This is a genomic window from Xanthomonas sp. NCPPB 4037 (genome assembly GCF_041475695.2).
Classification (GTDB): domain Bacteria; phylum Pseudomonadota; class Gammaproteobacteria; order Xanthomonadales; family Xanthomonadaceae; genus Xanthomonas; species Xanthomonas campestris.
The window spans coordinates 1,650,830-1,673,880 of sequence record NZ_CM191261.1; the positions used below are offsets into that span (position 1 = coordinate 1,650,830).

General features: G+C 65.9%; 22 protein-coding genes. 6 read left to right on the forward strand and 16 right to left on the reverse strand.

What is annotated here, in order from left to right; all coding sequences use genetic code 11:
• Nucleotides 1-165: 165 nt before the first annotated feature.
• The 9 genes from ACCQ01_RS07405 to gloA2 form a co-directional block, all read right to left on the reverse strand.
• Nucleotides 166-1,005: an anti-sigma factor gene (locus ACCQ01_RS07405; protein WP_228432600.1), complete on the reverse strand. Its 840-nt coding sequence runs from the start codon at nt 1,003-1,005 to the stop codon at nt 166-168.
• Nucleotides 1,002-1,565, reverse strand: coding sequence for a sigma-70 family RNA polymerase sigma factor (locus ACCQ01_RS07410; RefSeq protein WP_115539931.1), 564 nt, complete (start codon nt 1,563-1,565; stop codon nt 1,002-1,004). The genes ACCQ01_RS07405 and ACCQ01_RS07410 overlap by 4 nt, the downstream gene beginning before the upstream one ends.
• Before the next feature lie 58 nt (nt 1,566-1,623).
• Nucleotides 1,624-1,992 carry a DUF4345 family protein gene (locus ACCQ01_RS07415; protein ID WP_014507208.1) on the reverse strand — a complete coding sequence of 123 codons (369 nt, stop codon included), beginning with the start codon at nt 1,990-1,992 and terminating at the stop codon, nt 1,624-1,626.
• An 82-nt stretch (nt 1,993-2,074) separates the two neighbouring features.
• Nucleotides 2,075-2,863, reverse strand: coding sequence for a hypothetical protein (locus ACCQ01_RS07420; protein WP_228432599.1), 789 nt, complete (start codon nt 2,861-2,863; stop codon nt 2,075-2,077).
• Nucleotides 2,864-3,336: 473 nt separating this feature from the next.
• Nucleotides 3,337-3,756: an Rnf electron transport complex subunit RnfB gene (rnfB, locus tag ACCQ01_RS07425; RefSeq protein ID WP_011036529.1), complete on the reverse strand. Its 420-nt coding sequence runs from the start codon at nt 3,754-3,756 to the stop codon at nt 3,337-3,339.
• 11 nt (nt 3,757-3,767) lie between these two features.
• Nucleotides 3,768-4,358: an HAD family hydrolase gene (locus ACCQ01_RS07430; RefSeq protein ID WP_228432598.1), complete on the reverse strand. Its 591-nt coding sequence runs from the start codon at nt 4,356-4,358 to the stop codon at nt 3,768-3,770.
• Nucleotides 4,359-4,544: 186 nt separating this feature from the next.
• On the reverse strand, nt 4,545-6,635 hold the full coding sequence (gene metG / locus ACCQ01_RS07435; RefSeq protein WP_228432597.1) for a methionine--tRNA ligase: 2,091 nt from the start codon (nt 6,633-6,635) through the stop codon (nt 4,545-4,547).
• Between the two features lie 272 nt (nt 6,636-6,907).
• Entirely contained in the window at nt 6,908-7,357 is a 450-nt protein-coding gene (locus ACCQ01_RS07440) for a DUF2147 domain-containing protein (protein WP_115576758.1), read from the reverse strand.
• 194 nt (nt 7,358-7,551) lie between these two features.
• On the reverse strand, nt 7,552-7,941 hold the full coding sequence (gene gloA2, locus ACCQ01_RS07445; protein WP_115576759.1) for an SMU1112c/YaeR family gloxylase I-like metalloprotein: 390 nt from the start codon (nt 7,939-7,941) through the stop codon (nt 7,552-7,554).
• A 351-nt stretch (nt 7,942-8,292) separates the two neighbouring features.
• Here gloA2 and mmuP point away from each other — a divergent pair, with 351 nt between their 5' ends.
• Both mmuP and mmuM read left to right on the forward strand, forming a co-directional pair.
• Nucleotides 8,293-9,690 (forward strand): S-methylmethionine permease, encoded by a 1,398-nt coding sequence (mmuP, locus tag ACCQ01_RS07450; protein ID WP_228432596.1) that lies wholly within the window; start codon nt 8,293-8,295, stop codon nt 9,688-9,690.
• The gene (gene mmuM / locus ACCQ01_RS07455; protein WP_228432595.1) at nt 9,687-10,649 is read left to right on the forward strand and encodes a homocysteine S-methyltransferase; all 963 of its coding nucleotides are present in this window, start codon (nt 9,687-9,689) and stop codon (nt 10,647-10,649) included. The genes mmuP and mmuM overlap by 4 nt, the downstream gene beginning before the upstream one ends.
• 6 nt (nt 10,650-10,655) lie before the next feature.
• Here mmuM and ACCQ01_RS07460 read toward each other — a convergent pair whose 3' ends face one another.
• The 3 genes from ACCQ01_RS07460 to ACCQ01_RS07470 form a co-directional block, all read right to left on the reverse strand.
• Complete coding sequence (locus ACCQ01_RS07460) at nt 10,656-12,572, reverse strand: DUF885 domain-containing protein (protein WP_011269918.1); 1,917 nt, start codon at nt 12,570-12,572, stop codon at nt 10,656-10,658.
• 210 nt (nt 12,573-12,782) lie between these two features.
• Complete coding sequence (locus ACCQ01_RS07465) at nt 12,783-13,559, reverse strand: queuosine precursor transporter (RefSeq protein WP_016944168.1); 777 nt, start codon at nt 13,557-13,559, stop codon at nt 12,783-12,785.
• A 4-nt stretch (nt 13,560-13,563) separates the two neighbouring features.
• Nucleotides 13,564-14,235 carry a DUF502 domain-containing protein gene (locus ACCQ01_RS07470; protein WP_103699980.1) on the reverse strand — a complete coding sequence of 224 codons (672 nt, stop codon included), beginning with the start codon at nt 14,233-14,235 and terminating at the stop codon, nt 13,564-13,566.
• Nucleotides 14,236-14,399: 164 nt separating this feature from the next.
• Between ACCQ01_RS07470 and ACCQ01_RS07475 the strand changes: the two genes are divergently transcribed.
• The gene (locus ACCQ01_RS07475) at nt 14,400-15,755 is read left to right on the forward strand and encodes a hypothetical protein (protein ID WP_228432594.1); all 1,356 of its coding nucleotides are present in this window, start codon (nt 14,400-14,402) and stop codon (nt 15,753-15,755) included.
• 200 nt (nt 15,756-15,955) lie between these two features.
• Here the strand turns inward: ACCQ01_RS07475 and ACCQ01_RS07480 are convergent, their stop codons facing one another.
• Complete coding sequence (locus ACCQ01_RS07480; RefSeq protein WP_016944171.1) at nt 15,956-17,503, reverse strand: alginate export family protein; 1,548 nt, start codon at nt 17,501-17,503, stop codon at nt 15,956-15,958.
• 421 nt (nt 17,504-17,924) lie between these two features.
• Here ACCQ01_RS07480 and ACCQ01_RS07485 point away from each other — a divergent pair, with 421 nt between their 5' ends.
• Nucleotides 17,925-18,287: a PadR family transcriptional regulator gene (locus ACCQ01_RS07485; RefSeq protein WP_040941562.1), complete on the forward strand. Its 363-nt coding sequence runs from the start codon at nt 17,925-17,927 to the stop codon at nt 18,285-18,287.
• Nucleotides 18,284-19,195: a sensor domain-containing protein gene (locus tag ACCQ01_RS07490; protein ID WP_228432593.1), complete on the forward strand. Its 912-nt coding sequence runs from the start codon at nt 18,284-18,286 to the stop codon at nt 19,193-19,195. The genes ACCQ01_RS07485 and ACCQ01_RS07490 overlap by 4 nt, the downstream gene beginning before the upstream one ends.
• Nucleotides 19,196-19,586: 391 nt before the next feature.
• Here the strand turns inward: ACCQ01_RS07490 and ACCQ01_RS07495 are convergent, their stop codons facing one another.
• The gene (locus ACCQ01_RS07495) at nt 19,587-20,894 is read right to left on the reverse strand and encodes a polyhydroxyalkanoate depolymerase (protein WP_012438824.1); all 1,308 of its coding nucleotides are present in this window, start codon (nt 20,892-20,894) and stop codon (nt 19,587-19,589) included.
• Nucleotides 20,895-21,048: 154 nt separating this feature from the next.
• Nucleotides 21,049-21,651: a methyltransferase gene (locus ACCQ01_RS07500; protein WP_029216852.1), complete on the reverse strand. Its 603-nt coding sequence runs from the start codon at nt 21,649-21,651 to the stop codon at nt 21,049-21,051.
• A 71-nt stretch (nt 21,652-21,722) separates the two neighbouring features.
• Here ACCQ01_RS07500 and ACCQ01_RS07505 point away from each other — a divergent pair, with 71 nt between their 5' ends.
• Nucleotides 21,723-22,169, forward strand: a complete 447-nt coding sequence (locus tag ACCQ01_RS07505) for a CopD family protein (protein WP_228432592.1) — start codon at nt 21,723-21,725, stop codon at nt 22,167-22,169.
• Between the two features lie 126 nt (nt 22,170-22,295).
• Here ACCQ01_RS07505 and ACCQ01_RS07510 read toward each other — a convergent pair whose 3' ends face one another.
• Nucleotides 22,296-23,051 (reverse strand): tetratricopeptide repeat protein, encoded by a 756-nt coding sequence (locus ACCQ01_RS07510; RefSeq protein ID WP_228432591.1) that lies wholly within the window; start codon nt 23,049-23,051, stop codon nt 22,296-22,298.

The window sequence follows — 23,051 nt, forward strand, 5'->3', positions numbered from 1 at the left end:
TTGCACGGCTGCGCGGCAGGCACTGATGGTGCGCAGGTGCAGCAGGTCCACTCAAACATTTGCCGTACGTGCGCATGGTCCGTGTTGCTGGACGACGGCGCGCAACGTGTTCGCCAATGACGCTGCCAGCGGCATCCTTTGACGGATGCCGCTGCACTCAGGCGATCAAGGCGCCATGGCCAACGTGCTGATGCCGCCCTTGGCCACCACGGTGCCGGTGGCCACGCCGCCCGGCGCACCACCCGGTGGTTCCAGGGTGACTGCCAGGATCGCCTCGTTGCTGAGCATCGGCATCAACGGCGCCGGGATCGACGCGCGCCGCGCACGCTGGTCGTCGAACACACCCATCGAATGCGCCTTGCCATCGGGGGTGATCAGCCACAATTCCGGCACCTTGCCGGCGGTGGCGGTGCGATCCAGCGGCGTCACGGTGATGACCTGCTTGTCGGCATCCATCAACGCCACATAGCCCGGGCGCCCATCGGCGGTGGCCAGTGTGGAGGTCATCGCAATGCCGGTTGCCGGCGGAGTGACCGGTGGCTTGGCCGGCGGTGTCTGAACGATCGGCGTGTTCTGCACCGGGCCAGATGGCGGCGCGGTCGGCGGGGTGCGCACACTCAGCAAGGCCAGCACGCAGACTGCTGCAGTGGCCAGGCCACCGGCACTGGCCCAGCGCCAGAAGCGCACGCTGTTCCATAGCGGAACCGCCGCCGGTGGCGCCGGGCTCTGCACGCCGGGTGCGGGCACCGCATGCAACGGTGTATCGAAGCCCAGTGCCTGGCGCACGCGCATCCAGACCTGGTCGGCCGGTGTCACCGCGGCGATTTCTTCCAGCAGCGGCGCCAGATGTTCTTGCCATTGCGCCACTGCCTGCGCGAACTGCGCATCGGTGGCGATGCGCTGCTCCACGGCCAGACGGTCGTCGGCGCTGAGCAGGCCCAGCACATACTCGCCGGCCAGCACGTCGCGGGGTGGTTCCTGGTCGATGGGGAAGGGCGTGCTCATCGTTCCAGACATGCCTTGAGTTTGGCCAGACCCCGGCGGATCCAGCTTTTGACCGTGCCAATCGGCGTATCGGTGCGCTCGGCCAGTTCTTCGTAGGTGATGCCTTCGAAGAACGCGGTGCGGATCAGCTCGCTGCGTGGCGGTTCCAGTTCGGCCAGGCAGTGATCGATGCGCCGGCGCGTGGTGAGGCGTTCGGCGCGTTCCAACGGCGAGGCGTCGGCCGAGCGTAGTTCGCCGGCATCGTCCAATGTCACGTTACGGCGCTGCGGCGCGGTGGCGCGCAGATGGTCGATGGCCTTGTTGCGCGCAATCATCGCCAGCCAGGTCAGCCCGCGCGCACGGCTCGGGTCGAACTGCCCGGCCTTGTGCCAGATCAGCGTAAACACGTCCTGCAGCACTTCTTCGGCTTCGGCGCGCTGCGGGATCATGCGCAGGCACACCCCGAACAGTTTGGGCGAGGTTTGCCGGTACAACGCTTCGAAGGCGTGGCGGTCGCCGCCCGCCGTTGCGGTGAGCAGGCGTCCGGTCTCATCGTCGTCGTGGCCAGGAATGGCACTCATGCGGTCGGGCGTTGGCGGAGGTGGCGCCGATCGTACCGGACTGGGCCGAAAGAGTCTTTCATCGGTGTTTGAACCACAGCAGCACGGCGGCGAGCAGCAGCAGGATTTCCACACCCGCCAGTGCCACCGTTGGCGCGGAGACCGGCCACAGGCGCGAAAGCGAGACGGTGCGGAACAGCACGATGGGCACGTAGAACGCCAGTGCGACCAGCAGGCCGGTGCGCGGTTGATCGATCCAGGCGAAGTAGCCGAACAGGAAGGCCATGCCCAACTGCAGCCCGCCATAGATGACCAGGTATTCGGACTGGCCAGCCGGCGACAGCTGCGTGTAGCCCACCGCCGTGGCGGTCTTGCTTGGCGAGAGGGTGCACCAGATCGCCAGGACGACATAGAGCACTGCGTTGATCCAGAGATAGGCCTTGGCCATGACGATGCTCCTGCAGGGGAAAGGGCTGCCCGGGCCGTTGTACGCAAGCGCGTGTGGGCGGGTGTGAAGAGCGCGGCGGTGCTCACGGCACGTCGCATCGCGCAACCAGCGGTTGCTCGCGGGCCTGGCGCAGCGACTCGGCGTTGGCCGGCTGCGCCGGTGTGTCGGGAAACACGATGCGCACGCGCGGATAGCGGCCATTGGCATCGCGCAGATTGCCTACGCCACGGAACTCGAGCAGGCGCTTGTCGGCGATGGCGTAGGTGACTTCCAGGGCCGGCAGCGCTGCGCCATACCAGGCGTCCAGGCTGACCTTGTAGCGGCGCTGCCCGGCGGTTTCGCCGATGCGTTGCACGCGGAACGTCAGTTGCCGCTGCAGGCTGGGCACCACGAATTCCACCTGCTGCGCAGCGCTGCCAAGAGCGGCCCAATGCGTGCGCAGATACGCATCGAAGCCGGCATCGATCACGCGTGGCGTCTCGGTCGCCGGCAGTGCGGTGCGGCGTTCCGGTTTGCCCGGAAGCTGTTGGTACATCTCGCGCACGCCGTCGCGCTGCCGCACCCCTTCGCGATAACCATCGCGGCCATCGACCAGGCTGAAATTGGGCGCGCTGCCGCCGCCATCGACCTGCTTGCGCGCGAATGGCTGCCCGTCCTTGCAGCGGTACAGCACCAACCGCCCGCCGTCATCGAGCAGCCAATGCGACTCGCGGTAGCGCAGCGCACCGCTGTCGCCATCGAAGGCATCGCCGTCGACGCGGGTGACCGCGGCGGCAGCGCCCAACGGCAGGCAGGCCAGCACCAATAGCAGCAACGGCGGTGTGGGGCGGCAAAGCGTGGCGAGCTTGGTAACGGCGGCGGGCAGGCGCATCGGCGCGTTCCTCGATGACAGTCCTGACCTCATACGAGCGCGTCCGCAGCACGGATGCGGCGGGAGGCGTCAGGGGGTTCCTGACGTCAGGGGATGGGCGGACGGCGAGCGTCTGTGACAGTGATCGGCGCACGTGGCCGGTGTGGGGCGTCGGTCGGGGTGACGCGGGCAGGCTGGCGGGGGTGGGGAGCTGGTGCTGATACTGATGCCTGGAGCGGGCGAACAACCGCGTTCAACGATGTGGGTCTCGCCACCCCCGGCTTCACTCAGTGCCCTTCGGCATTCGGGGATCTGACGATGTGTTGCCACGTAGGGGCGAAGGCGCAGAGGGCCCTGGGGCGCGTGGTTCATGCGTTTGGGCGATGCCGTCATTTCGTCTGCTCGGCATCGCCGTTGGCGGCCAGGGCGCGGACACCGTCGAATAGGCGCGGACTACGCTTGCGGACCTGCGCGGCCGTTTTCGACCGCTGCGCTTAACCGACTACACGCAGCTCGATGCAATCCACCGGGCAGGCCGGCACGCATAGCTCGCAACCGGTGCACAGCGGGGCGATCACCGTGTGCATGTGCTTGGCGCCGCCCACGATGGCATCCACGGGGCAGGCCTGGATGCACTTGGTGCAGCCGATGCAATCGGCTTCCACGATCCAGGCCACCTGTGGGGGGAGATGGGTGCCGCGGCTGCGGTCATATGGGCGCGCCGGCACCTGCAGCACCTGCGCCAGCGCCCGCGCGCCCGCATCGCCGCCGGGCGGGCAGTGGTCGATCGTGGCCTTGCCCTCGGCCATCGCCTGCGCATAGGGGCGACAGCCGTCGAACCCGCACTGGCCGCATTGGGTCTGCGGCAACAGGCGGTCCAGACGTTCGACCAGCGTGGGGAGCGAGGTGGGCATTACGCGGCGTGTCAGTGCAGTTGCTGGCCGCGGTACCAGCGCTGCTGCGCCAGTGCGAGCATCGGCCGGTCTTCGCGGCTGTCGCCATAGGCATGCACGCAGTCGTACTGCGCCAGTGCGTAGCACAGGCGAATCTGCGCAGCCTTGTGCGGGCCGCAATCGCCATCGGCGTAGCGGCCGGTGAGCCGGCCGGCCGCGTGCTCCAGCCGGTTGCAGATCAGCGACAGGCCATGCTGCGTGCACCACGGCTGCAGGTACAGGTCCAGCGATCCCGAGACCAGCACCACCTCATGGCCTTGGGCCTGGTGCCAGTCGATGCGTCGCATCACCTCCGGGCGCAACACGCCCGGCAGGTCGGTGCGTGCATAGCTGGCGCCGTGCGTCTGCATCTCGTCCAGGGCGCGGCCCGTAAACACCAGCCGCGTCACCCGCGCGCGCAGGCGCGGCGCCGACACCAGCCCGAGCCGATAACCCGCCACCCACGGACCCACCTGCCACCGTGCCGCCGCCCGCTGTTCCGGGCTGGCCACTTGGCGCAGGAACCGCGCGTAGGTGTCGCAGGTGGTCACGGTGTGATCGAAATCGAACAGGGCGAGTTGCATTGGGGCGGAGATTGGGGATTCGGGAGTGGGGATTGGTCTAAGTGCGATGTCTGGTGATTAGTGAGTAACGTAGCTGTGGAGATCGAGTGCGGGTTCCGGTGCTGGCAGCGTTGCCAGGCTTGGCTTTCAACGCTGAGGCGTGGCTCGCGTGCCACCAATCCCTAATCCCGACTCCCCAATCCCGCTTCACCTGACGGGCATCCCCGGCTGTGCGCCCGCATCGGCGTCCAGCAGCGCGAGGGCGCCGCCGTCGAAGCCGGCCGAGAGGATCATGCCTTCGCTGATGCCGAAGCGCATCTTGCGCGGGGCCAGGTTGGCGATGAACACCACGCTGCGGCCGACCAGCGTTTCCGGGTCGCCGTAGCTGGCGCGGATGCCCGAGAAGATCTGGCGCTTGCCCAGCTCGCCGGCATCCAGCTCGAAGCGCAGCAGCTTGTCGGAGCCTTCCACCGCCTCGCACACCAGCACCTTGCCGATGCGCAGATCGAGCTTGGCGAAATCGTCCATGCCAATAAGACCTGGATTCGCGACGGAGGCGGGGGGATTGGCCGGCGTAGCCGCTTTTGCATCGATTTTGGCCACCTTTTCAGCGCTGGCGGTCGTCGCAGCCGGTGCCGCAGGTGCGGCCATCGTGTCTTTGGAAGCGTCGGTCATGGCGTCGATCAATTTGGGGTCAATACGGGTGAACAGGGCGGTGTAGGGCTGGATGACATGGCAAGTGAGCGGGCGGCTCACGTCCTCCCAACTGGTCATCGGTGCCGACAGGAAGGCCTCGGCCTCGGCGGCGGTGCGCGGCAGGATCGGCTTGAGCGCGGCGACCAGCAGGCGGAACAGGTTCAGGCCCTGCGTGCACACCGATTGCAATTGCGCGTCGGCGCCTTCCTGCTTGGCGATCACCCACGGCTTGGTGTCGTCGATGTACTTGTTGGCCTCGTCAGCCAGCGCCATGGTCTGGCGGATCGCACTGGCCGGGTCGTTGCGCTCGTAGGCTTCGCGGATCGGCGCCAGTGCCTCGACAAAGCGCGCGTACTGCGCCGGATCGGGCAGCGCGTCAGCCAGTTTGCCGTCGAAGCGCTTGCCGATGAAGCCGGCGCAGCGGCTGGCCAGGTTGACGAATTTGCCGACCAGGTCTGCGTTCACCCGCGCAACGAAATCGCCCAGGTTGAGGTCCAGGTCGTCGACGCCACCGGAGGATTTGGCGGCGAAGTAATAGCGCAGCGCCTCCGGCTCCAGGCCGACATCCAGGAACGTCCGCGCCATCACGAAGGTGCCGCGCGACTTGGACATCTTGGCGCCGTCCACCATCAGGTAGCCGTTGACGTGCAGCCGGGTTGGCGCGCGATGGCCGGTGCCGTGCAGCACCGCAGGCCAGAACAGGCCGTGGAAATTGACGATGTCCTTGCCGATGAAGTGGTGCAGTTCGGTTTGCGTGCCGGCCGCCAGATGCGCCTGGAAGTCTTCGCCCATCTGCGCGCACAGCGTCTTGAAGCTGCACAGGTAGCCGATCGGCGCGTCCAGCCAGACGTAGAAATACTTGCCGGGCTGGCCGGGAATCTGGAAACCGAAATACGGCGCGTCGCGCGAGATGTCCCACGCGCGCAGGCCGCCTTCGGCATCCAGCCATTCCTTGAGCTTGGCCTTGACGCCCGGCAACGCCACGTCGCCATCCAGCCACTCCCGCAGGAAGCCATCGAAATGGCCCACTTCGAAGAAAAAGTGCTCCGAATCGCGCAGCTCGGGCGTGGCGCCGGAAATCACCGACTTGGGTTCTTTCAGCTCGGTCGGCGCATAGGTTGCGCCACAGACTTCGCAGTTGTCGCCGTACTGGTCGGCGCTGCCGCAGTTGGGGCAGATGCCCTTGATGTAGCGGTCCGGCAGGAACATGCCCTTGGCCGGATCGTAGAACTGCGCCACCGAGCGACGGCTGATATGGCCGGCGGCCTCGAGCTTGGCGTAGAAGGCTTCGGTGAGTTCGCGATTGACCGGCGAATTGGTCGAATCGTAGTGATCGAAGGTCACCCCGAACGCGGCGAAATCGCGCTCATGGCTGGCCTGGATGTTGGCGATGAAGGCCTCTGGCGTGACGCCCGCCTTTTCGGCCGCGAGCATGATCGGCGTGCCATGGGTGTCATCGGCACAGACGAACCAGGTCTTGTCGCCGCGCAACCGGCGCGCGCGCACCCAGATGTCGGCCTGGATATAACCGACCAGATGGCCAAGATGCAGCGGCCCATTGGCATAGGGCAGGGCGGTAGTGACGAGTGCGGTGCGGGTCATGGCGGGCGTAATGCGGGGGACACGTGATTATCGCATTAGTCGGGAAAGGGGGAGGGAATCGGGATTGGGGAGTCGGGAATCGGTCAAAGCGGGCCAGGTGGCCGTGCTGTCGAGGCGCGTCAGCGTTTGGCTGCATTGGCTGGCGCTCATCGCCCGCCAGTTCCTGCCGCACAGATATGCGCGGATGAAGACGCGCAAAAAAAATGGAGACGAACAAAAAAGGCGCCCTCACGGGCGCCTGCTTTTACGAATCCCCAATCCCGAATCCCGACCTACTCGCGCACCCAGGTCTGCGTGCGGCCCAGGGCTTCGATGCCGACATAGCCGCGCATCTGCAGCTTCTTGCCGCTGTCGGTCAGGGTGACCTTGGCCTTGTAGGTCTTGCCCTTGGCCGGGTCGAGCACCGAGCCGCCGCCCCACACAGCGGTGCCGTCGGGCTTGAGGCCCCACAGGATGGTCATGCCCTTGATCGGCTTGCCTTTCAGCGCACCGTCGCACTTGTCGCAGGTGGGGTTGGGCCCATGGTTGGATTGCAGGATCTCGACCACCTTGCCGCTCAACGTGCCGTTGGCGGCCTGCTCGATCTGCACCACCGACTTGGGCTTGCCGGTTTCATCATCGATGGTCTTCCAGCGGCCCACCGGCGAGTCGGCGGCCTGGGCCAGCAGCGAGGCAGCGGCCAGCGGCAGGGCCAGGATCAGGGTCTTGAAGGTCTTGCGCATGTGTCCCCTCCCAGGGAGTGCAGTGGCCACCGTCGGCGGCCTGATCGCGAATGTATACCGTGGAGTATGGTGGCGGAAAGCCGCGCTGCGGCATGCATTCATCCGGGTCGGCGCGCCTGGCGGGCGCGACCGTACTCGGTCGGCGGGGCTTACTACCTGCCGTTGTTCTGCTTCAGCAGCGATCAGTACTCCTCTCACGCCATCTCATACAACTCCAGCGGCAGGTCGTCCGGGTCGGCAAAGAAGGTGAAGCGCCGGCCGGTGTATTCGTCCACGCGGACCGCCTCGGTGTCCACGCCGTGGGCGGTTAGACGGGCGATGGCCGCATCCAGATCCTGCACGCGGAAGGCCAGGTGGCGAAGGCCACGCGCCTCCGGTCGGCTGGGCCGCAGTGGTGCGCCCGGAAAGGAGAACAGCTCAATCTGCCCGCCATCCGGCAGCGCCAGATCCAGCTTCCAGGAGTCGCGCGCCTGCCGGTAATGCTCATCGAGCACGCGTAGGCCGAGGATCTCGCAATAGAACTGCTTGGAACGTGCGTAATCGCCGGCAATGATTGCAACGTGGTGGATCCCCGCGAGCATCATGCGGCGCTCCTGGTGGTGGCCTGTGGCGCGATAACCAGTGGCGACAGAATCGATCGGCCGCAACGTTCAGTGCGCAGGCATTTGCGCTCAATGAAGCGCGCTGCAGCGTCAGCACGGAGCACGCCGATCTTGAGAGATTCAACTGCGGGCGGCAACGGCAGGGCATCGATGACGCGGGAGACCGCGTGGTAAGTGCGATAACAGGATGTCATGGCGGCAAGCTGGCAAAAACGAGTTGCCAGGATACCCGCATGCCGTTAAGCGGCAGGGCCACGTCACAGCTCGCCACCGCATGGCTGTGCTCGCCTGGCCGCGCATGGCAGGATGGGGCGCCACCGATCAGAACCACGCATGTCCGAGCCCCCGTCCACCGCCGCACCGCAGTTCCAGCGCAGCATGCAGGTGCGCCATCTGGTGATGCTGTCGCTGGGCGGTGTGATCGGCACGGGATTGTTCTTCAACACCGGCTACATCATCGCCACCACCGGCGCGCTGGGTACGGTACTGGCGTACCTGATCGGCGCGCTGGTGGTGTACCTGGTGATGCAGTGCCTGGGCGAGCTGGCGGTGGCGATGCCGCAGACCGGCGCGTTTCATGTGTATGCCGCGCGCTATCTGGGGCCTGCCACCGGCTACGTGGTGGCCTGGTTGTACTGGCTCACCTGGACGGTGGCGTTGGGGTCGAGCCTCACCGCTGCCGCGTTCTGCATGCAGTACTGGTTTCCGCACAGCCCGGCGTGGCCGTGGTGCCTGCTGTTCTGCGTGCTGATTTTCAGTTTGAACATGGTGTCGGCACGCTGGTTTGCCGAAGGCGAATTCTGGTTTTCGCTGATCAAGGTAGTGACCATTGTGGTGTTCATCGTGCTGGGCGGCGCGGCGGTGGTCGGCTGGCTGCCGCTGGCCGATGGCAGCCCGGCGCCGGGAGTGCGCCATCTGCGCGCCGATGGCTGGTTTGCGCACGGCGCCATGCCGATCCTGATGACGATGGTGGCGGTGAATTTCGCTTTCTCCGGGACCGAGCTGATCGGCATCGCAGCCGGCGAAACCGCACAGCCTGCACGCGCAATCCCGCTGGCGATCCGCACCACGTTGATCCGTCTGGTGGTGCTGTTCGTCGGCACCGTGCTGGTGCTGGCCGCGTTGTTGCCGGCGCAGGCGGCGGCGGTGGAGACCAGCCCGTTCGTGCGCGCCTTCGAGCTGCTGGGCATTCCGTATGCCGCAGGTCTGCTCAACGCGGTGATCCTCACCGCGATCCTGTCGGCGGCCAACTCCGGGTTGTATGCGGCGGCCCGCATGCTGTGGTCGTTGGCCAACGAGGGCACCTTGCCTGCCCGCTTTGCGCTGCTGACCCGGCGTGGCATCCCGCTGCCTGCGCTGGTGCTGAGCATGCTTGGCGGGCTGCTGGCGCTGCTGACCGGTGTGTACGCGGCCGACACCGTGTTCGTGGCGATTTCTGCAGTCTCCGGGTTTGCGGTGGTGGTGGTATGGCTGAGCATCTGCGCCTCGCACTATTGTTTCCGCCGCCAGCTGCTGCGTGACGGCATTTCACTGGACAGCCTGGCCTACCGCGCGCCGTGGTATCCGTGGACGCCGCTGATTGGTGGTGCGTTGTGCGTGCTGGCCTGCGCTGGGCTGGCGTTTGACCCGCAGCAGCGCATCGCGCTGTGGTGCGGGATTCCGTTCGTGGCGCTGTGTTACGGCGCCTATGCAGTGACCCAAAGGCTTGCAGCCCGGAGAGTGCGTCCATGACCGTTGTTCCCCGCCAACCGCGCGCCGGTGCGCCCTTCAGTGATGTCTTGCAGCGCGACGGTGAAGTGGTGCTGGATGGCGCGCTGGCCACCGAGCTGGAACAGCGTGGCTGTGATCTCAACGACGCCTTGTGGTCGGCACGGGTGTTGATGGAGCAGCCGGAACTGATCTACCAGGTGCACCGCGACTACTTTGGCGCCGGTGCGCAGTGTGCGATCACCGCCAGCTACCAGGCCACGCCGCGGGGCTTTGCCGCGCGCGGGCTAGGCCTGGCGCAGTCGCAGGCGTTGATTGCACGCAGCGTGGCGCTGGCGGCGCAGGCGCGCGCGGACCACCTGGCCGCGCATCCGCAGGACGCGCCGCTGTGGGTGGCCGGCTCGGTGGGGCCGTATGGTGCCTATCTGGCGGATGGTTCCGAATACCGCGGCGACTACGCGCTGCCGGTGGCGCAGATGCTCGACTTCCATCGCCCGCGCATCGCGGCGCTGGTGGATGCCGGCGTGGATCTATTGGCCTGCGAAACCTTGCCGTCGGCCAGCGAGATCACCGCCCTGCGCCTGTTGCTGGAGGAATTGCCGCAGGTGCATGCGTGGTTTTCGTTCACCCTGCGCGATGCCGCGCATCTGAGCGATGGCACGCCACTGGCGCAAGTGATTCCGGCTCTGGACGCGTGCCCGCAGGTGGTCGCGGTGGGCATCAATTGCATTGCGATCGAGCAGGTCACCGCCGCGCTGCAGTCGTTGGCCGCGCTGACCAGCTTGCCGTTGGTGGTGTATCCCAATTCCGGCGAGCACTACGACGCCAGCGACAAGCGCTGGCATGCGGGAACCACAGCGGCGTGTTCACTGGCGACGCAACGTGCGCAATGGCATGCGGCCGGTGCGCGTTTGATCGGTGGCTGCTGCCGCACCACGCCGGCCGACATCGCCGCACTGGTGGCGGCGCGCACGGCTGGCTGAGCGTGCTCAGCCTTTCTGCGTGGCGATCCAGCGCTGCACTTTGTCCTGCAGGATCTCCAGCGGCACCGAACCGTCCTTGAGCACTTCGGTGTGGAAGGCACGCACATCAAAGCGCGGCCCCAGCTCGCGTTGCGCCTGTTCGCGCAACTGGCTGATCTTCATTTCGCCGACCTTGTAGGCCAGCGCCTGGCCGGGAATGGCCAGGTAGCGGTCCACCTCAGCCTCGGCGTCTTCGCGGGTGACGGCCGAGTTCTGCAACATGTAGTCGATGGCCTGCGCGCGGGTCCAGCCCTGGCTATGCAGGCCGGTGTCCACCACCAGCCGGATCGAGCGCAGCAGCGCGTTCTGCAGATAGCCGTAGTAGTTGTACGGGTCCTGGTACAGCCCCAGTTCGCGGCCCAGCGATTCGGCATACAGGCCCCAGCCTTCGATGAAGGCGGTCTCACCACCGAAGCGGCGGAACTTGGGCAGGTCGGTCAATTGCTGCTGCAGGCCGAGCTGGTAGTGATGGCCCGGCACGCCTTCGTGCAGGAACAGGCTTTCGCCTTCCCAGCGCGGGCGCGCGGGCAGGTTGGACGTGTTGACGTAGAAGATGCCCGGCGTGTTGTCGTGCGGGTTGGGGCGCATGTACGAGCCGCTGGCCGCCGCTTGCGCGCGCTGTGGCTCCACCGGGCGCACGTCCAGGGCCGGGATGCCCTGGGTGGCGAACAGGCGGGGTACCGCGGCCTGCACGCGGCTCTGCAGGCCGCGGTAGGCGTCCAGCAGTTCGGACTCGCTACGGAACACGAAGCGCTTGTCGGTCTGCATGAACTTGTAGAACTTGGGCAGGTTGCCGCGGAACTTGACCTGCTTGGCCACGTTCTGGATCTCGCCCTGCAGGCGCGCCACCTCGTCCAGGCCGGTCTGGTGGATCTGTGCCGGGGTCAGGTCGGAGGTGGTGCTCTGGCGCACGTCGTAGGCGTACCAGGCGGCGCCGTTGGGCAGCGCGGCCAGGCCCGCGGTGTCGCGGCAGGCTGGCAGGTATTCGGTGGCGATGAAGCCGCGCAGTGCGCGGTAGGCCGGCATGATGCGGAACTCGATCATCCGCTTGTACTCGGCGGTGATGCGCTGTTTGTCTGCCTCAGGCATGTCGGCGGGCAGGTTGCGGATTGGCCCCCAGAACAGGCTTTCTTCGGCACTGCGCGCAATGATCGCGTCCAGCTGCGGCAGCACTTTTTCCATCAAGGCCTTGGGCTGCACCACCCCGGCCTGCATGCCCGCACGCATGTTGGTGATGGCCTGGTCGAACAGGTCCGGGATGCCGAGCGCGCGGCGCGACCAGTTGTCGTAGTCCTTGACGGTGTTGAACGGCTGCGCGCCGGTGCCGGAGCCCATGACCACCGCAATGCTGGCGATGTTGTAGAACTGGTTGATCGGCAGCATCCAGCTCGGGAATTGCTCGGCCGCCAGGGCGCTGCGCGCATCGCGCACGAAGATCTGGTAGCTGAGCAGGTCCTGCCCGCTGAGCCCATCCGGGCCGATCGCCTCCACCTTGGCCAACCACAGCGTGGTGAAGTCGTGTGACTGCTGGCGGAACGCAGGCGACAGGAAGTTGGGCAGCTGATCGTTGTAGCGGCTCTCGCCCTGGAAGGTGGCCTGCAACGGGTTGAGCTTCAGCGAGGCGTCCCAGTATTGGTCGTACAGCAGCGTGAGTTGCTGTGCCTTGCTCTGCACCACCGGTGCCACCACCGCGCGTGGCTTGGCCTTGGCCTTGGTGCTCCTGGCCGGTTTGGTGGACTTCTTGGCCTTGCCCGCCTTCGCGCGCGTTTGCGAGGTCTGTGCCTTGCCGGTCTTCTTCTTGGCTGCATCGGCCGGTGCGGCCAGCGACAGGCTCAACACGGCGGCCATGGCCAGGGACAGCAGGCGGGAAAAGCTAAGCGGCATTACCGGCTCCGGAAACAAGCGAGCGGGGAGCTTGCCCGATCCGCACCGTTACGGCCAGCCACCAGGGTCATGGCCCGCGCGTGCAATTCATGCACGGCACGGGCAGGGCGCCGCGTAAGGAATAAATGCTGCGGTGCGATAACGTGCCGCATGGCTTGTGCTGCAAGCGTTGACGGCGCCAGGTTCGGTCGCTCGTCGCAGCTGGCTGGCTCAATCGGCGGCAGCTTCTTCGCGCAATTGTTCGGCGCGTTCGGCGCCCAGGTAGGCGCCGATGGCGCGGCGCGCCAGATACAGCAACGGAATCAGCGCGATCGCAAAGCCCATCTTGTAGAGGTAGTTGAGCGTGCTCACCGCCAGGAACTGGTCGATCGACCAATGCTGTGGGCCCAGCACGAAGGCGATATAGATCACCACGAAGCTGTCCACCAGCTGCGACACCGCCGTGGAGCCGGTGGCGCGCAACCACACGTGTTTTTCGCCGGTGGCGCGGCGGATGCGGTGGAACACCGACACATCGATCAACTGCCCGAACAGGAACGCCACCAGCGAGCCGCCGATGGTCCACAGGCCTTGCCCGAACACCGCCGCAAAGGCGGCCTGGTAGTCCGGCACGCCCTGGCTCTGCGCGGCGGTGACCCACCAGCCGGCCGGTGCCAGCGCGATGGCCGCAAACGCGAACACGAAGCCGTAGCCGATCAGGCCCACCGCCACCCATGAGATGAAACGCACCCCGCGGCTGCCGAAGAACTCGTTGATGGTGTCGGTCATGATGAACACCACCGGCCACAGCAAGGTGCCGGCGGTGAAGCTGAGCGAGCCGGTCTGCCCGAACAGGTTCCAGTTCAACGGCGCGATGCCGAGGGTGTCTTCCAGCGCAAAGATCTTGACGCCGATGAACTCGGCCAGCGCGGCGTTGACGCAGAAGAACGCGGCCAGCGCGATGAACAGCCGTACCGCACGATCATCGAGGGTACGCACGTGTGTCATGGCGTCAGCGGTCCGCAGTCCGGGTGAAAGGAACGGTCTCCGGCGACACGGCGCCGCCGGAAATGATGAAGCTCATCGCCTGGTCCACGGTCCAGTCGGTGGGCGTGAGCAGCTCCACCGGCACGATCTCCAGATAGCCGGAGGTGGGGTTCGGCGTGGTCGGCACATAGACGGCGGCCAGCTCGCGGCCGGTGCCCTGTTCCTTGATCACGCGGGTGACCAGGCCAACCGATTTCATATCGCGATGCGGGAAGTCGATCAGCACCACACGTTGCGTGCTACCCGGCTGCGTCTGCAGGATGTCCAGCAACTTGCGCGCGCTGTCGTAAACCACACTGGCCAACGGAATGCGCCGCATGATCGCTTCGAACCAGCGCAGCAGCCGCTGGCCGATCACGCGCCGGCTCAGGACACCCACGAACAGGATCACCGCCACCGTGGCGATCAGCGCGATGGTGTTCTGCACCCACAGCGCCGTGATCCAGCCCAGGTAATGCGGGAACGAGGCCGCAATGCGTCCGGACAACGGCACCACCCACGGGCTGCTGATGCCCGACAGCAGTGAGAACACGAACTTCACCACCACCCAGGTCAGCCAGACCGGCAGCAAGGTGAGCAGGCCGGTCAGGAAGACCCGTTGCACGGAGGGACGATGCGGAGCAGGGGATTCAGACATGCGCGCATTGTAGGCATTCGCTTGCGGCCGGTGGGCCTGTGGTTCGGCCAGCGCGTGGCGCGTTCGCGTCGGCAGCGTGGTGCGGTACAGCCGCCATTCGGGCAATCGCATCCGGTAGGTGGCCCCCGCTAAGATGCCAGCCTTCTCCATGGAAGGTGTCTGCCATGCTCGCAACGTTCTTGAAATGGGCCCTGCTGTCGGTGGGTGTGGTGGTTGCGTTGCTGGTGGGAGCCTATGCGCTCTCCGCGCGCTGGCCGATCCCGCAGGCCCAGCAGCAAGCGTTGGCGCAGCTGCGTCAGCCACGGCCCGCGCCGCCGCCGGGGTCCAACCTGTTTGTCGCGCTGTGGGCATCGCCGTACACGATTCCAAATGAGGAACAGGAAGCGGTGCTGGCCCGCGACCTGCAGCGCTTCCAGCGCACGCCGGTCGCAAGCGGATTTCGCAGTGAACTGAGCCGCTATCCCCGCGCGCCGGCGTGGCCGGCGACTGCGCCGCCCAAGTGCAGTTGGGCCGCGTCCGGATGCCTGGCCCAGGTGCGAGCGCAATCGCGCAGCTATGCGGCTGCGCTGGCGCCACAGGCGCCGTTGCTGGCGCGTATGGCGAGCTTCTCGCAGCATGCCTACTACCGCGATCCGTTTCCTCGCCGCATCGACTCGCCGCTGCCGGAACTGCAGGGATTGACGTTGTCGATGACCCAGCACGCGCTGGACTTCGTGCAGGGGCGCCAGGCGCAGGCGGTGGCCGCTGTCTGCAGCGATGCACAGGTGGCGCGCGTGTTGTTGCGCAGCGACGAGAGTTTGATTGTCACGATGATTGGTGGGGCGATGTTGCGCGGCAATGCCGACCTGTTTGCGAGCATGCTCAGCGAGCTGCCCGTCAACGCAGCCCTGCCGGCGCAGTGCGCCAGCGCGTTCGCACCGTTGCGCGTCGAGGACAGCAGCCTGTGCGGCGCGCTGCATGGCGAGGCCAGGATTGTCGATGCGGTGTATGCGCAAATGCTCGGCGAAATGGACCAACGCGCGCAGCGTTGGTACGACCGCGCTGTGCTGAAATTTTTCGATGCCGAGCGCACGCGTGCACTGACAGCGCCCAACTACACCTGGGCCTGCAGCGATGCCGTACGCAAGCAGCTGGTGCAGGATGCACCGGTTGACGGCAGTGCCCTGGCGCCCCCGCCTGCGAAGGATGTTGCCTGCGTGGCCAACGCCGTCGGGTGTGTGTTGGCGGATGCCCAGTACAGCGATGGTGGCAATTATCAGCGTCAGTTGCAGGACACTGCCGCGGCGATGCGGTTGATCGGCGTGGTGCTGTGGCTACGCGAGCACCCTGATGCGCGCCCGCTCGCGCAGCGCCTGCAGGAGCTCCCGGACGCATTGGTGCGGCCAGCACGTGCCATCACGATTGCAGCGCAAGGGCAGGCTGTGCAGGTGCCGCGTTATGCGCGCCATACGCAAGCGATCCTGCAGTTCCCGCTGGCCGGCAGTGCCTTGGCGAATCCACCGGCCGTATCGCTGCAGTAAATCGCCGCAGTGCGTGCACTGCGTGGCTTCGGTATCGATGTGTGCAAGCGCGCTGCTGACGCGCACTGCGTGGCGATCACCGCAGTGCCTGCGTTACTCGTCGCCAGACAACGTTGCTGCCGATCACGCAACAGCCGCCAGGAATGCTCCAGGCGGCTGTGCGGTGTGATCAGCGTCGTGCGGCAGTGCGCCGCGCTTGCCTAGAAGCGGAAGTTCAACCAGCCCATCACGAAGGTGGAATCGCCGTAGCCGGCTTTTTCCAGTGCCGGGCCGGCCATCAGATGCTCGGCGCGGAAGGTCACCGACCAGTTCGGGTCGATGTTCCAGGTGGCGTTGATGCGCGGCATGGTGCCGATGCGGCGCTCGCCGGTGTTCTGCGTGCGTGCGTAGGCGCGTGCCTGGTTGTTGTAGATGGCATCGCTGGTGGTCTGCCGCCACAGGGTTTCCCACTCCAGATTCACGGTGATCTTGGAGGTGGGCGAGAAGGTGAATGTGGGTGCGGCGGTCACCAGATTGACCGGGCCGAAGAACGTGGCCCAGCTGAAATAGATGGTGTTGCCGTAGAGGAAATTGTTGTTGCGCAAGGTGCCGGTGCCAGAGGTGCCACCGCCGCCGGACGCGATTTCGCTATGGAAGCCCAGGCGCGGTTTCCAGCCGCTGTCGCTCAACGTCCAGGCATTGGAGGTGCTGGCCATGTAGGCGCGCAGGTCGCGTCCGCCGAAGCTGCCGCGCTGCACGGTCACGAACGAATCGGTGCGCAGCTTGCCCACGTTGCCCCACAACCGCAGGCCGTAGTAATTGCGGTTTTCTTCCGCGGTCTGGCGGCCCCACACCTGGTTGTCGTTGCGGAACTGATAGAAGAACGGCTCCAGATACATCGGCTTGGCTGTCGGCAGGCGATAGCCGCCCACCACGCCGCGGAAATGCCGCGAGCGATCGATGCGGTCATCGCCCAAGCCCTCTGTACCATCCAGGTTGAAGTTGAAATCGAACACGTCCACACGCGTCTTCTCGCCGATCGCCCAGGCGCGCACGCCGTTGAAGGTCACGAAGATGTCGGTGTTGTCGCGCAGCGCCATCAAGGTGGTCGGCCCGTCCACAAACACCTGGCGGCCAACGCGCAGGCCGAGGTCGGTTTCGGCCACCTGGCCCTTCACGTCGAAGAACACCTGCTGCAGGATCGCGTTGTTTTCCTGCGTACCGGTCTTGGCGCCTTCATTGCGCCCGTCCAGGCTGCCGTGTGCCAGCTCGGTGTACAGACGGAAGTGCTCGCCCACGTGCAGGTCGGCGCCAAAGAACGCACGGAACAGATACTGCTGCTGCGAGTGGCTGCCCGGAATCAGGCCGGGGTTGGTCACGGTGTTGCTGCGCACGCGCAGTTCGTTGTTGAGCGTCAGATACACATCGCCGGACTCGCTCAACGGAATGAATTTGAGCGGATCAAACGGGCTCTTCCGCTTGGAGGGGTCTTTCAGATACGACCAGTCTTCGGCCCAGCGCACCTGCCACATGTTGCCGCCCTGCTTGGCACCCCAGCCCTGCGCTTCCAGCGGATAACCGGTGGGTGCGGGCGGTGCCGGCGTCTTGGCCGGTTCGGCCTGCGGCTGTTCGATCGCGGGTGCGGCTGTCTGCGCCTGCTGCGCAATGCTCACGCCCGAAAGCGACAACCCGATCGCAAGGCACAGGCACTTGGTGGCGCCAAAGGAAGTGTCAGCCATGGACGGCCGTGCCGAACGCGCAAATCGCATCTTGTTACCCCATCAAAAAGTGAAAACCACCTGTGCGAGGTTTATCGGCACAGGGGCCACCGACTGTAGTGGAGCCGTACAGGAAAGGCAGTAACCCAAAGGTTCTAAGCTCATGAACGTACTTGGGTTTGGCAATGCGAGCGCGACAGGGGTGGGAATGGGGAATCGGGAATGGGGAATTGCAAAGGCGTGCAGTCGTCGCCTAGGTCGACTGATTAAAAAGAACGCGGGCTCACGCATATAAAGCGCGTGTGCGGCAGAGCATCTCAAAGCGTGGATTTGCCGCGCGACTGGCAGATCACGGGCATCGCCGTTGCGATTCCCGATTCCCCACTCCCAAATCCCGGCTACATGACTACCGGCACATTCGCTATACCCAACTTCTACATAGCATTGCCTTCGACCTAGTGCGGAGGTGGCAATGAACGAGCCGGATGCCTATCTGAAGAAATTTCAGAAGGAGCTCAGCGCCGGCACGGTGTCGTTGGCGTTGCTGGCGGTGCTGGCCCAGGCCGATGCGCCGCTGTACGGCTATCTCATCGCCAAGCGGCTGGAGCGGCTGGAAGGTGTGCTCAGCGGCAAGCAGAGCGCGCTGTATCCGGTGCTGCGCAACCTGGAAGGGGCCGGGCTGTTGCAGAGCCATGTCGAGCCATCGGCCTCCGGTCCGCCACGTCGCTACTACCGCATTACCGAAACCGGGCGTGATTGCCTGCGCGCGTGGACGGCCGCCTGGCGTGCCACCCGCGATTCCGTCGACTCTGTGCTGGAAGGGACCCACTCATGAACACGATTACGCCACCGCGTCCGCTGCCGACCACCATTCCCGATTACCTCACGCAGTTGCGTCATGCGTTGGCCGGCGCGGACCCGGCGATGATCCAGGACGCGCTCTACGACGCCGAGGAATACCTGCGCGCCGAACTGGCCGAGCAAGCCGGCAAGAGCGAGGCCGAGGTGATTGCCGGTGTGGCTGGCAGCTACGGCGCGCCCGACGAAGTGGCCGAGATCTACCGCGAAACCGAAGTCACGGTCACGCGTGCGTTGCGCCCGCCACTGCCGCCCAAGCGGAGTTCGTGGATCGGCAGTTTCTTCGGCGTGGCCGCCGATCCGCGCACCTACGGCGCGTTGTTCTATTTGCTGTTGTCGCTGGTCAATGGCGTGTTCTATTTCAGCTGGGTGGTCACCGGCGCCAGTCTCTCGGCAGGGCTGCTGATCCTGATCATCGGCGTGCCGCTGCTGGTGCTGTTCTTCGGCTCGGTGCGGCTGCTGTCGCTGGTGGAAGGGCGGGTGGTGGAAACCCTGTTGGGCGTGCGCATGCCGCGTCGGCCGCCACATCCGGGCATCCCGGGTAGCTGGTTGCAGCGCATCGGCGCGATGTTCACCGACGCGCGCACCTGGAGCACGATGCTGTACTTCCTGCTGATGCTGCCGCTGGGCACCGTCTACTTCACCGTGATCGTGACCTTGTTGTCGCTGTCGCTGGGCTTTGCCGCAGCACCGCTGCTGGCGTTGCTGGATACCGGCGTGCTGTTTACCTTCGGCGACACGGCGTATGCGAGTGGATGGCTGTCGGTGCCGGTGTGCGCGATCGGCGTGCTGCTGCTGTTCGCGACGCTGCACCTGGCGCGTGGACTTGGCAGCGTGCACGGCATGCTGGCCAAGCATCTGTTGGTCAAGAGCGGCGAGGGCTGAGTGCGTTGGCGCGTGAGGCTTGGTTTCGCATTCGGCGAAGAGGTGCGATGGCGCTTGCGACGGCAGTGTCGATGCCTGGGTCACCGCGGTGATTGCCGTCGTTGCTGACGCGTTTTGCGACGAAGGCTACGGGAGACCTGCAGTGCAGGGCAATGATCCACAGTGCACGTCCCGAGAATGACGACCCAGCCAGCGCCGCTACGCTGATTTGCTGGACGCTAGAACAAGGCGATCAGCCTGCACGCCATGCGCGAACAACCATGCACTGTGAAGCCCGATCGGCAGCAGCCAAACGCGCGCCGCATACAACGCACTCGCACGGGAGTGTTGCTAGAAAACAGGCATAAAAAAGCGCTCCCGATCGAAAGACCGGAAGCGCCTATCGCGGCGATCAGGCGCGCTTGCCGCGCTTGCGGATCGGCGTGACGGTGGCCGGGTCGCGGCTGCCGACCGGGTCGGCGTCGTAGCGGGCAATGAACTCGCGCACTTGCGGGTACACCACCTCACGCCAGCGACGGCCGCTGAAGATGCCGTAATGGCCGGCGCCTTCCACCACCAGGTGGCGACGGTGCGCCGCGTCGATGCCAGTGCACAGATCGTGCACGGCTTCGGTCTGACCCAGGCCGGCGATGTCGTCCAGCTCGCCTTCGATACTCAGCAAGGCAGTGTTGCGAATTGCCGACGGCATCACCAGCTGGCCATCCACCTTCCACTTGCCTTGCGGCAGCAGGAATTCCTGGAACACCACGCGGATGGTGTCCAGGTAGTACTCGGACGGCATGTCCAGCACGGCGTTGTATTCGTCATAGAACTGGCGGTGCGCCTGCGCATCCTGCAGGTCGCCCTTGACCAGGTCGGTGTAGAAATCCCAGTGCGACATCACGTGCCGGTTGGGGTTCATCGACAGGAAACCGGCGTGCTGCAGGAAGCCCGGATACACCTGACGGCCATGGCCCGGATACGGGAACGGCACGGTGTGAATCAGGTTGTTCTGAAACCACTCGATGCCGTTCTCGGTCGCCAGGTTATTGACCTGGGTCGGGCTGCGACGCGCATCGATCGGCCCGCCCATCATCACCAGCGAGCGCGGGGTGGGCTCATCGTTGGACGCCATCAGCGACACCGCCGCCAGCACCGGCACGGTGGGCTGGCACACACTCACCACATGCAGGCGCTCGGCACCGATGTGGCGGATGAATTCCTGGATGTAGGCGATGTAGTCCTCAAGCCGGAACGCGCCGGCTTCCAGCGGCACCATGCGCGCGTCCACCCAGTCGGTCACGTAGACCTTGTGGTTGCGCAGCAGGGTCCGCACGGTGTCGCGCAGCAGTGTGGCGTGGTGGCCAGACAACGGCGCCACCACCAGCACGGCCGGTTGCTGCTTCATCGTGCCGATCAGCTCGACATGGTCGCTGAAGCGCTTGAAGCGCAGCAGGCGGCAGAACGGCTTGCTCAGCACCTCGCGTTCGATGATGGGCAGCGAGTGGCCATCCACCTCGACATCGTCGAGCGCCCAGGCGGGCTTTTCGTATTCCTTGCCCAGGCGATGGAACAGCTCGTTGCTGGCCGCCATGCGCTCGGCGCCCGGGAGCGAGGCCCACAGGCTGTCGGGGTCGGAAAACATCTTGGCGTTCGCCTGGGCCTGATGCACCCAGGGGGCTAGCAGATTGCGGGTCAGCTCATGCAGTTGATAAAGCATTCCACCCATCCGTGCGGCTCTTTGCTGCCGCGCAGCATACCCGGTTTGGCGCATTTGCACCTTAATGGGGCTGCGGACGGTAGAGGCCGTCAAGTCAACTGTGCTAATGCGACGCGGACAGCGTGCGGTCGGCTGGAGCGCGCGGCGGCCCTGCTCAGCTGTGCTCCAGCGCCGCCGCCTCGCCCCGCAACTGCGGCGACAGCCAGCAATGCGAGCCGAGCGCAGTGAAGCCCACGCTGGCGAAGCGGCGCCGGTACCAGCGTGCCGGCCGCGCCTGGAAGCCCTCATGGTCGCCTTCGAAGGCGTCCTCTTCGGCGAAGGTTTCCAGAAAGGCCACCCCGGCACACATCTCGGCCAGGCCGGGCAGGCCCTGGTTGAACTCGCGCGTGGGCACGTAATGCAGCACGTCCGAGCAGATCAGCAGATCCACCGGCGCGCACGGACGTAGCCAGGCAAAGTCGCCGAAGCGGGCCGGGTGGATCTGGCGGCTGCGCCCGTAGCGTTGCACCGCGTACTCGCTGCTATCGAACCCCAGGTACTGCAGCTTCGGGCGCAGCGCCAGCAGTGGTGCACGCCAGGCGGCTTCGCCGCAGCCCACATCGAGCACGGTGCGGATCGGGCGCTCCAGGTAGTACTCGGCCTGGGCCACGGCCAATGCGACCTTTCGCCGCAGGCGTGCAGGGTCTGCCAGCCCGGCATCGCGGTACCAGCGGGTGAAATAGGTGGCGTCGTACTGTTTGTCGTCGGGCTTGTGCATGCAGATGCGCTTTCGCGCGAGCGGATAGGTGAAAATGCGGGCCATCCTACGCGAGCCAGCGGAGCCAGCGCATGACCCTGTATTTGTGGATCAAGACCTTCCACCTGTTGTTCGTCATTGCCTGGATGGCCGCGGTGTTCTATCTGCCCCGCATCCTGGTCAACATCGCCGAAGTCGGCACCGACACCGCCGTGCGTGCGCGCCTGGTGCTGATGGGGCGGCGGCTCTATAAATTCGGTCACAGCATGCTCGGGCTGGCGCTGCTGCTGGGCGCGGTGCTGTGGCTGGGGTACCGGGTGATCCCGGACTTCCCCACGATGGTGGCTGGCGGCTGGTTGCACGCCAAGCTGTTTGCCGTCGCGCTGATCCTGGCGCACTACATCGTGGCCGGGCGTTGGTTGAAGGGCGTGGACCAAGGCCGGGCACTGCCCAGCGGGCGCGCGCTGCGCCTGTTCAACGAAGTGCCGGTGGTGTTGCTGGTGGGCGTGATCTGGCTGGTGCTGGCCAAGCCGTTCTGAGGGCGGCTCTGGCGGCGACGTCGCCAGGCCATCAGGCGTGGTGATCGATCTTGCGAGAAGACAGATCTGTGGGGCGATCACAACGCATCGCCTTGCCGCACTGACGCAGACAGTGCAACGCAGCGCTTACGTCGTGGTGCCCAACTCGCTCAAGCCCTTGCGCGCCAGCTCGACCCAGCCGCGTTGTTCGCGCTGGTAATGTTTGGGCGAGGCCCCGGCGTGGCGTAGCACCTGCTCGTACATTGCCTTGGCCTGGTCCGTACGTGCGGTGCGCTGCAGCAGCTGTGCATACCGCACGCGCGCTTCTTCGCCCGGGTAGCCCTGCGCCAGCGTTTCGTACTCGTGCAGGGCGGCGTCGATGTCGCCGCTGTCTTCCACCGCGCGGGCATACAGCAGGTGCCCGTCGTGCGAGCGGAAGGTGGGATTGGCTGCGATCAACGCATCCAGGGTCTGGCGTGTCTGGGCCGGCTGGCCGAGCCCGAACTGCGCCTTGGCCAGCCCGAGCATCAGGTGCGGATCGTCGCGGTACAAGCCGCGCAGCGCGCCCAGGAAGTGCTCGGCGGCCTGGGCGTAATCGCCTTGGGCCAGCAGCGTTTCGGCGAGCTGGCGGCGGTTTTCCGGGGTGTCGGCCACGTCCAGGCGGCGCGAGGCGTCGCGCTGTTCGCGTTGTGGGTCCAGTTTGCTACGCACGCGCTTGAGGCTGCGGCGCGCACTCGGGTCGTTGCGCAGGTCTGGAATCACCGCTACGAACACGTAGACCAGCACCGCCAGCAACGAAAACGCCAGCAGCAGGAAGATCCAGTACAGCGGACGGCCGCTGCGCACGACGTGCACGCAGCAGGCGGCTTGCAGAACCAGCGACAGCAGCAGGAGAGGGCTCAT

What these genes read in the sequence shown, in the direction of transcription:
- ACCQ01_RS07505 (WP_228432592.1), top strand. Translation starts at nt 21,723, where the DNA reads ATGACCCTGTATTTGTGGATCAAGACCTTCCACCTGTTGTTCGTCATT.
- ACCQ01_RS07495 (WP_012438824.1), bottom strand. Translation starts at nt 20,894, where the DNA reads ATGCTTTATCAACTGCATGAGCTGACCCGCAATCTGCTAGCCCCCTGG.
- ACCQ01_RS07460 (WP_011269918.1), bottom strand. Translation starts at nt 12,572, where the DNA reads ATGCCGCTTAGCTTTTCCCGCCTGCTGTCCCTGGCCATGGCCGCCGTG.
- ACCQ01_RS07420 (WP_228432599.1), bottom strand. Translation starts at nt 2,863, where the DNA reads ATGCGCCTGCCCGCCGCCGTTACCAAGCTCGCCACGCTTTGCCGCCCC.
- ACCQ01_RS07470 (WP_103699980.1), bottom strand. Translation starts at nt 14,235, where the DNA reads ATGTCTGAATCCCCTGCTCCGCATCGTCCCTCCGTGCAACGGGTCTTC.
- ACCQ01_RS07465 (WP_016944168.1), bottom strand. Translation starts at nt 13,559, where the DNA reads ATGACACACGTGCGTACCCTCGATGATCGTGCGGTACGGCTGTTCATC.
- rnfB (WP_011036529.1), bottom strand. Translation starts at nt 3,756, where the DNA reads ATGCCCACCTCGCTCCCCACGCTGGTCGAACGTCTGGACCGCCTGTTG.
- ACCQ01_RS07500 (WP_029216852.1), bottom strand. Translation starts at nt 21,651, where the DNA reads ATGCACAAGCCCGACGACAAACAGTACGACGCCACCTATTTCACCCGC.
- mmuM (WP_228432595.1), top strand. Translation starts at nt 9,687, where the DNA reads ATGACCGTTGTTCCCCGCCAACCGCGCGCCGGTGCGCCCTTCAGTGAT.
- ACCQ01_RS07475 (WP_228432594.1), top strand. Translation starts at nt 14,400, where the DNA reads ATGCTCGCAACGTTCTTGAAATGGGCCCTGCTGTCGGTGGGTGTGGTG.
- ACCQ01_RS07490 (WP_228432593.1), top strand. Translation starts at nt 18,284, where the DNA reads ATGAACACGATTACGCCACCGCGTCCGCTGCCGACCACCATTCCCGAT.
- ACCQ01_RS07485 (WP_040941562.1), top strand. Translation starts at nt 17,925, where the DNA reads ATGAACGAGCCGGATGCCTATCTGAAGAAATTTCAGAAGGAGCTCAGC.
- mmuP (WP_228432596.1), top strand. Translation starts at nt 8,293, where the DNA reads ATGTCCGAGCCCCCGTCCACCGCCGCACCGCAGTTCCAGCGCAGCATG.
- gloA2 (WP_115576759.1), bottom strand. Translation starts at nt 7,941, where the DNA reads ATGATGCTCGCGGGGATCCACCACGTTGCAATCATTGCCGGCGATTAC.
- ACCQ01_RS07430 (WP_228432598.1), bottom strand. Translation starts at nt 4,358, where the DNA reads ATGCAACTCGCCCTGTTCGATTTCGATCACACCGTGACCACCTGCGAC.
- ACCQ01_RS07440 (WP_115576758.1), bottom strand. Translation starts at nt 7,357, where the DNA reads ATGCGCAAGACCTTCAAGACCCTGATCCTGGCCCTGCCGCTGGCCGCT.
- ACCQ01_RS07410 (WP_115539931.1), bottom strand. Translation starts at nt 1,565, where the DNA reads ATGAGTGCCATTCCTGGCCACGACGACGATGAGACCGGACGCCTGCTC.
- metG (WP_228432597.1), bottom strand. Translation starts at nt 6,635, where the DNA reads ATGACCCGCACCGCACTCGTCACTACCGCCCTGCCCTATGCCAATGGG.
- ACCQ01_RS07405 (WP_228432600.1), bottom strand. Translation starts at nt 1,005, where the DNA reads ATGAGCACGCCCTTCCCCATCGACCAGGAACCACCCCGCGACGTGCTG.
- ACCQ01_RS07510 (WP_228432591.1), bottom strand. Translation starts at nt 23,051, where the DNA reads ATGAGCCCTCTCCTGCTGCTGTCGCTGGTTCTGCAAGCCGCCTGCTGC.
- ACCQ01_RS07480 (WP_016944171.1), bottom strand. Translation starts at nt 17,503, where the DNA reads ATGCGATTTGCGCGTTCGGCACGGCCGTCCATGGCTGACACTTCCTTT.
- ACCQ01_RS07415 (WP_014507208.1), bottom strand. Translation starts at nt 1,992, where the DNA reads ATGGCCAAGGCCTATCTCTGGATCAACGCAGTGCTCTATGTCGTCCTG.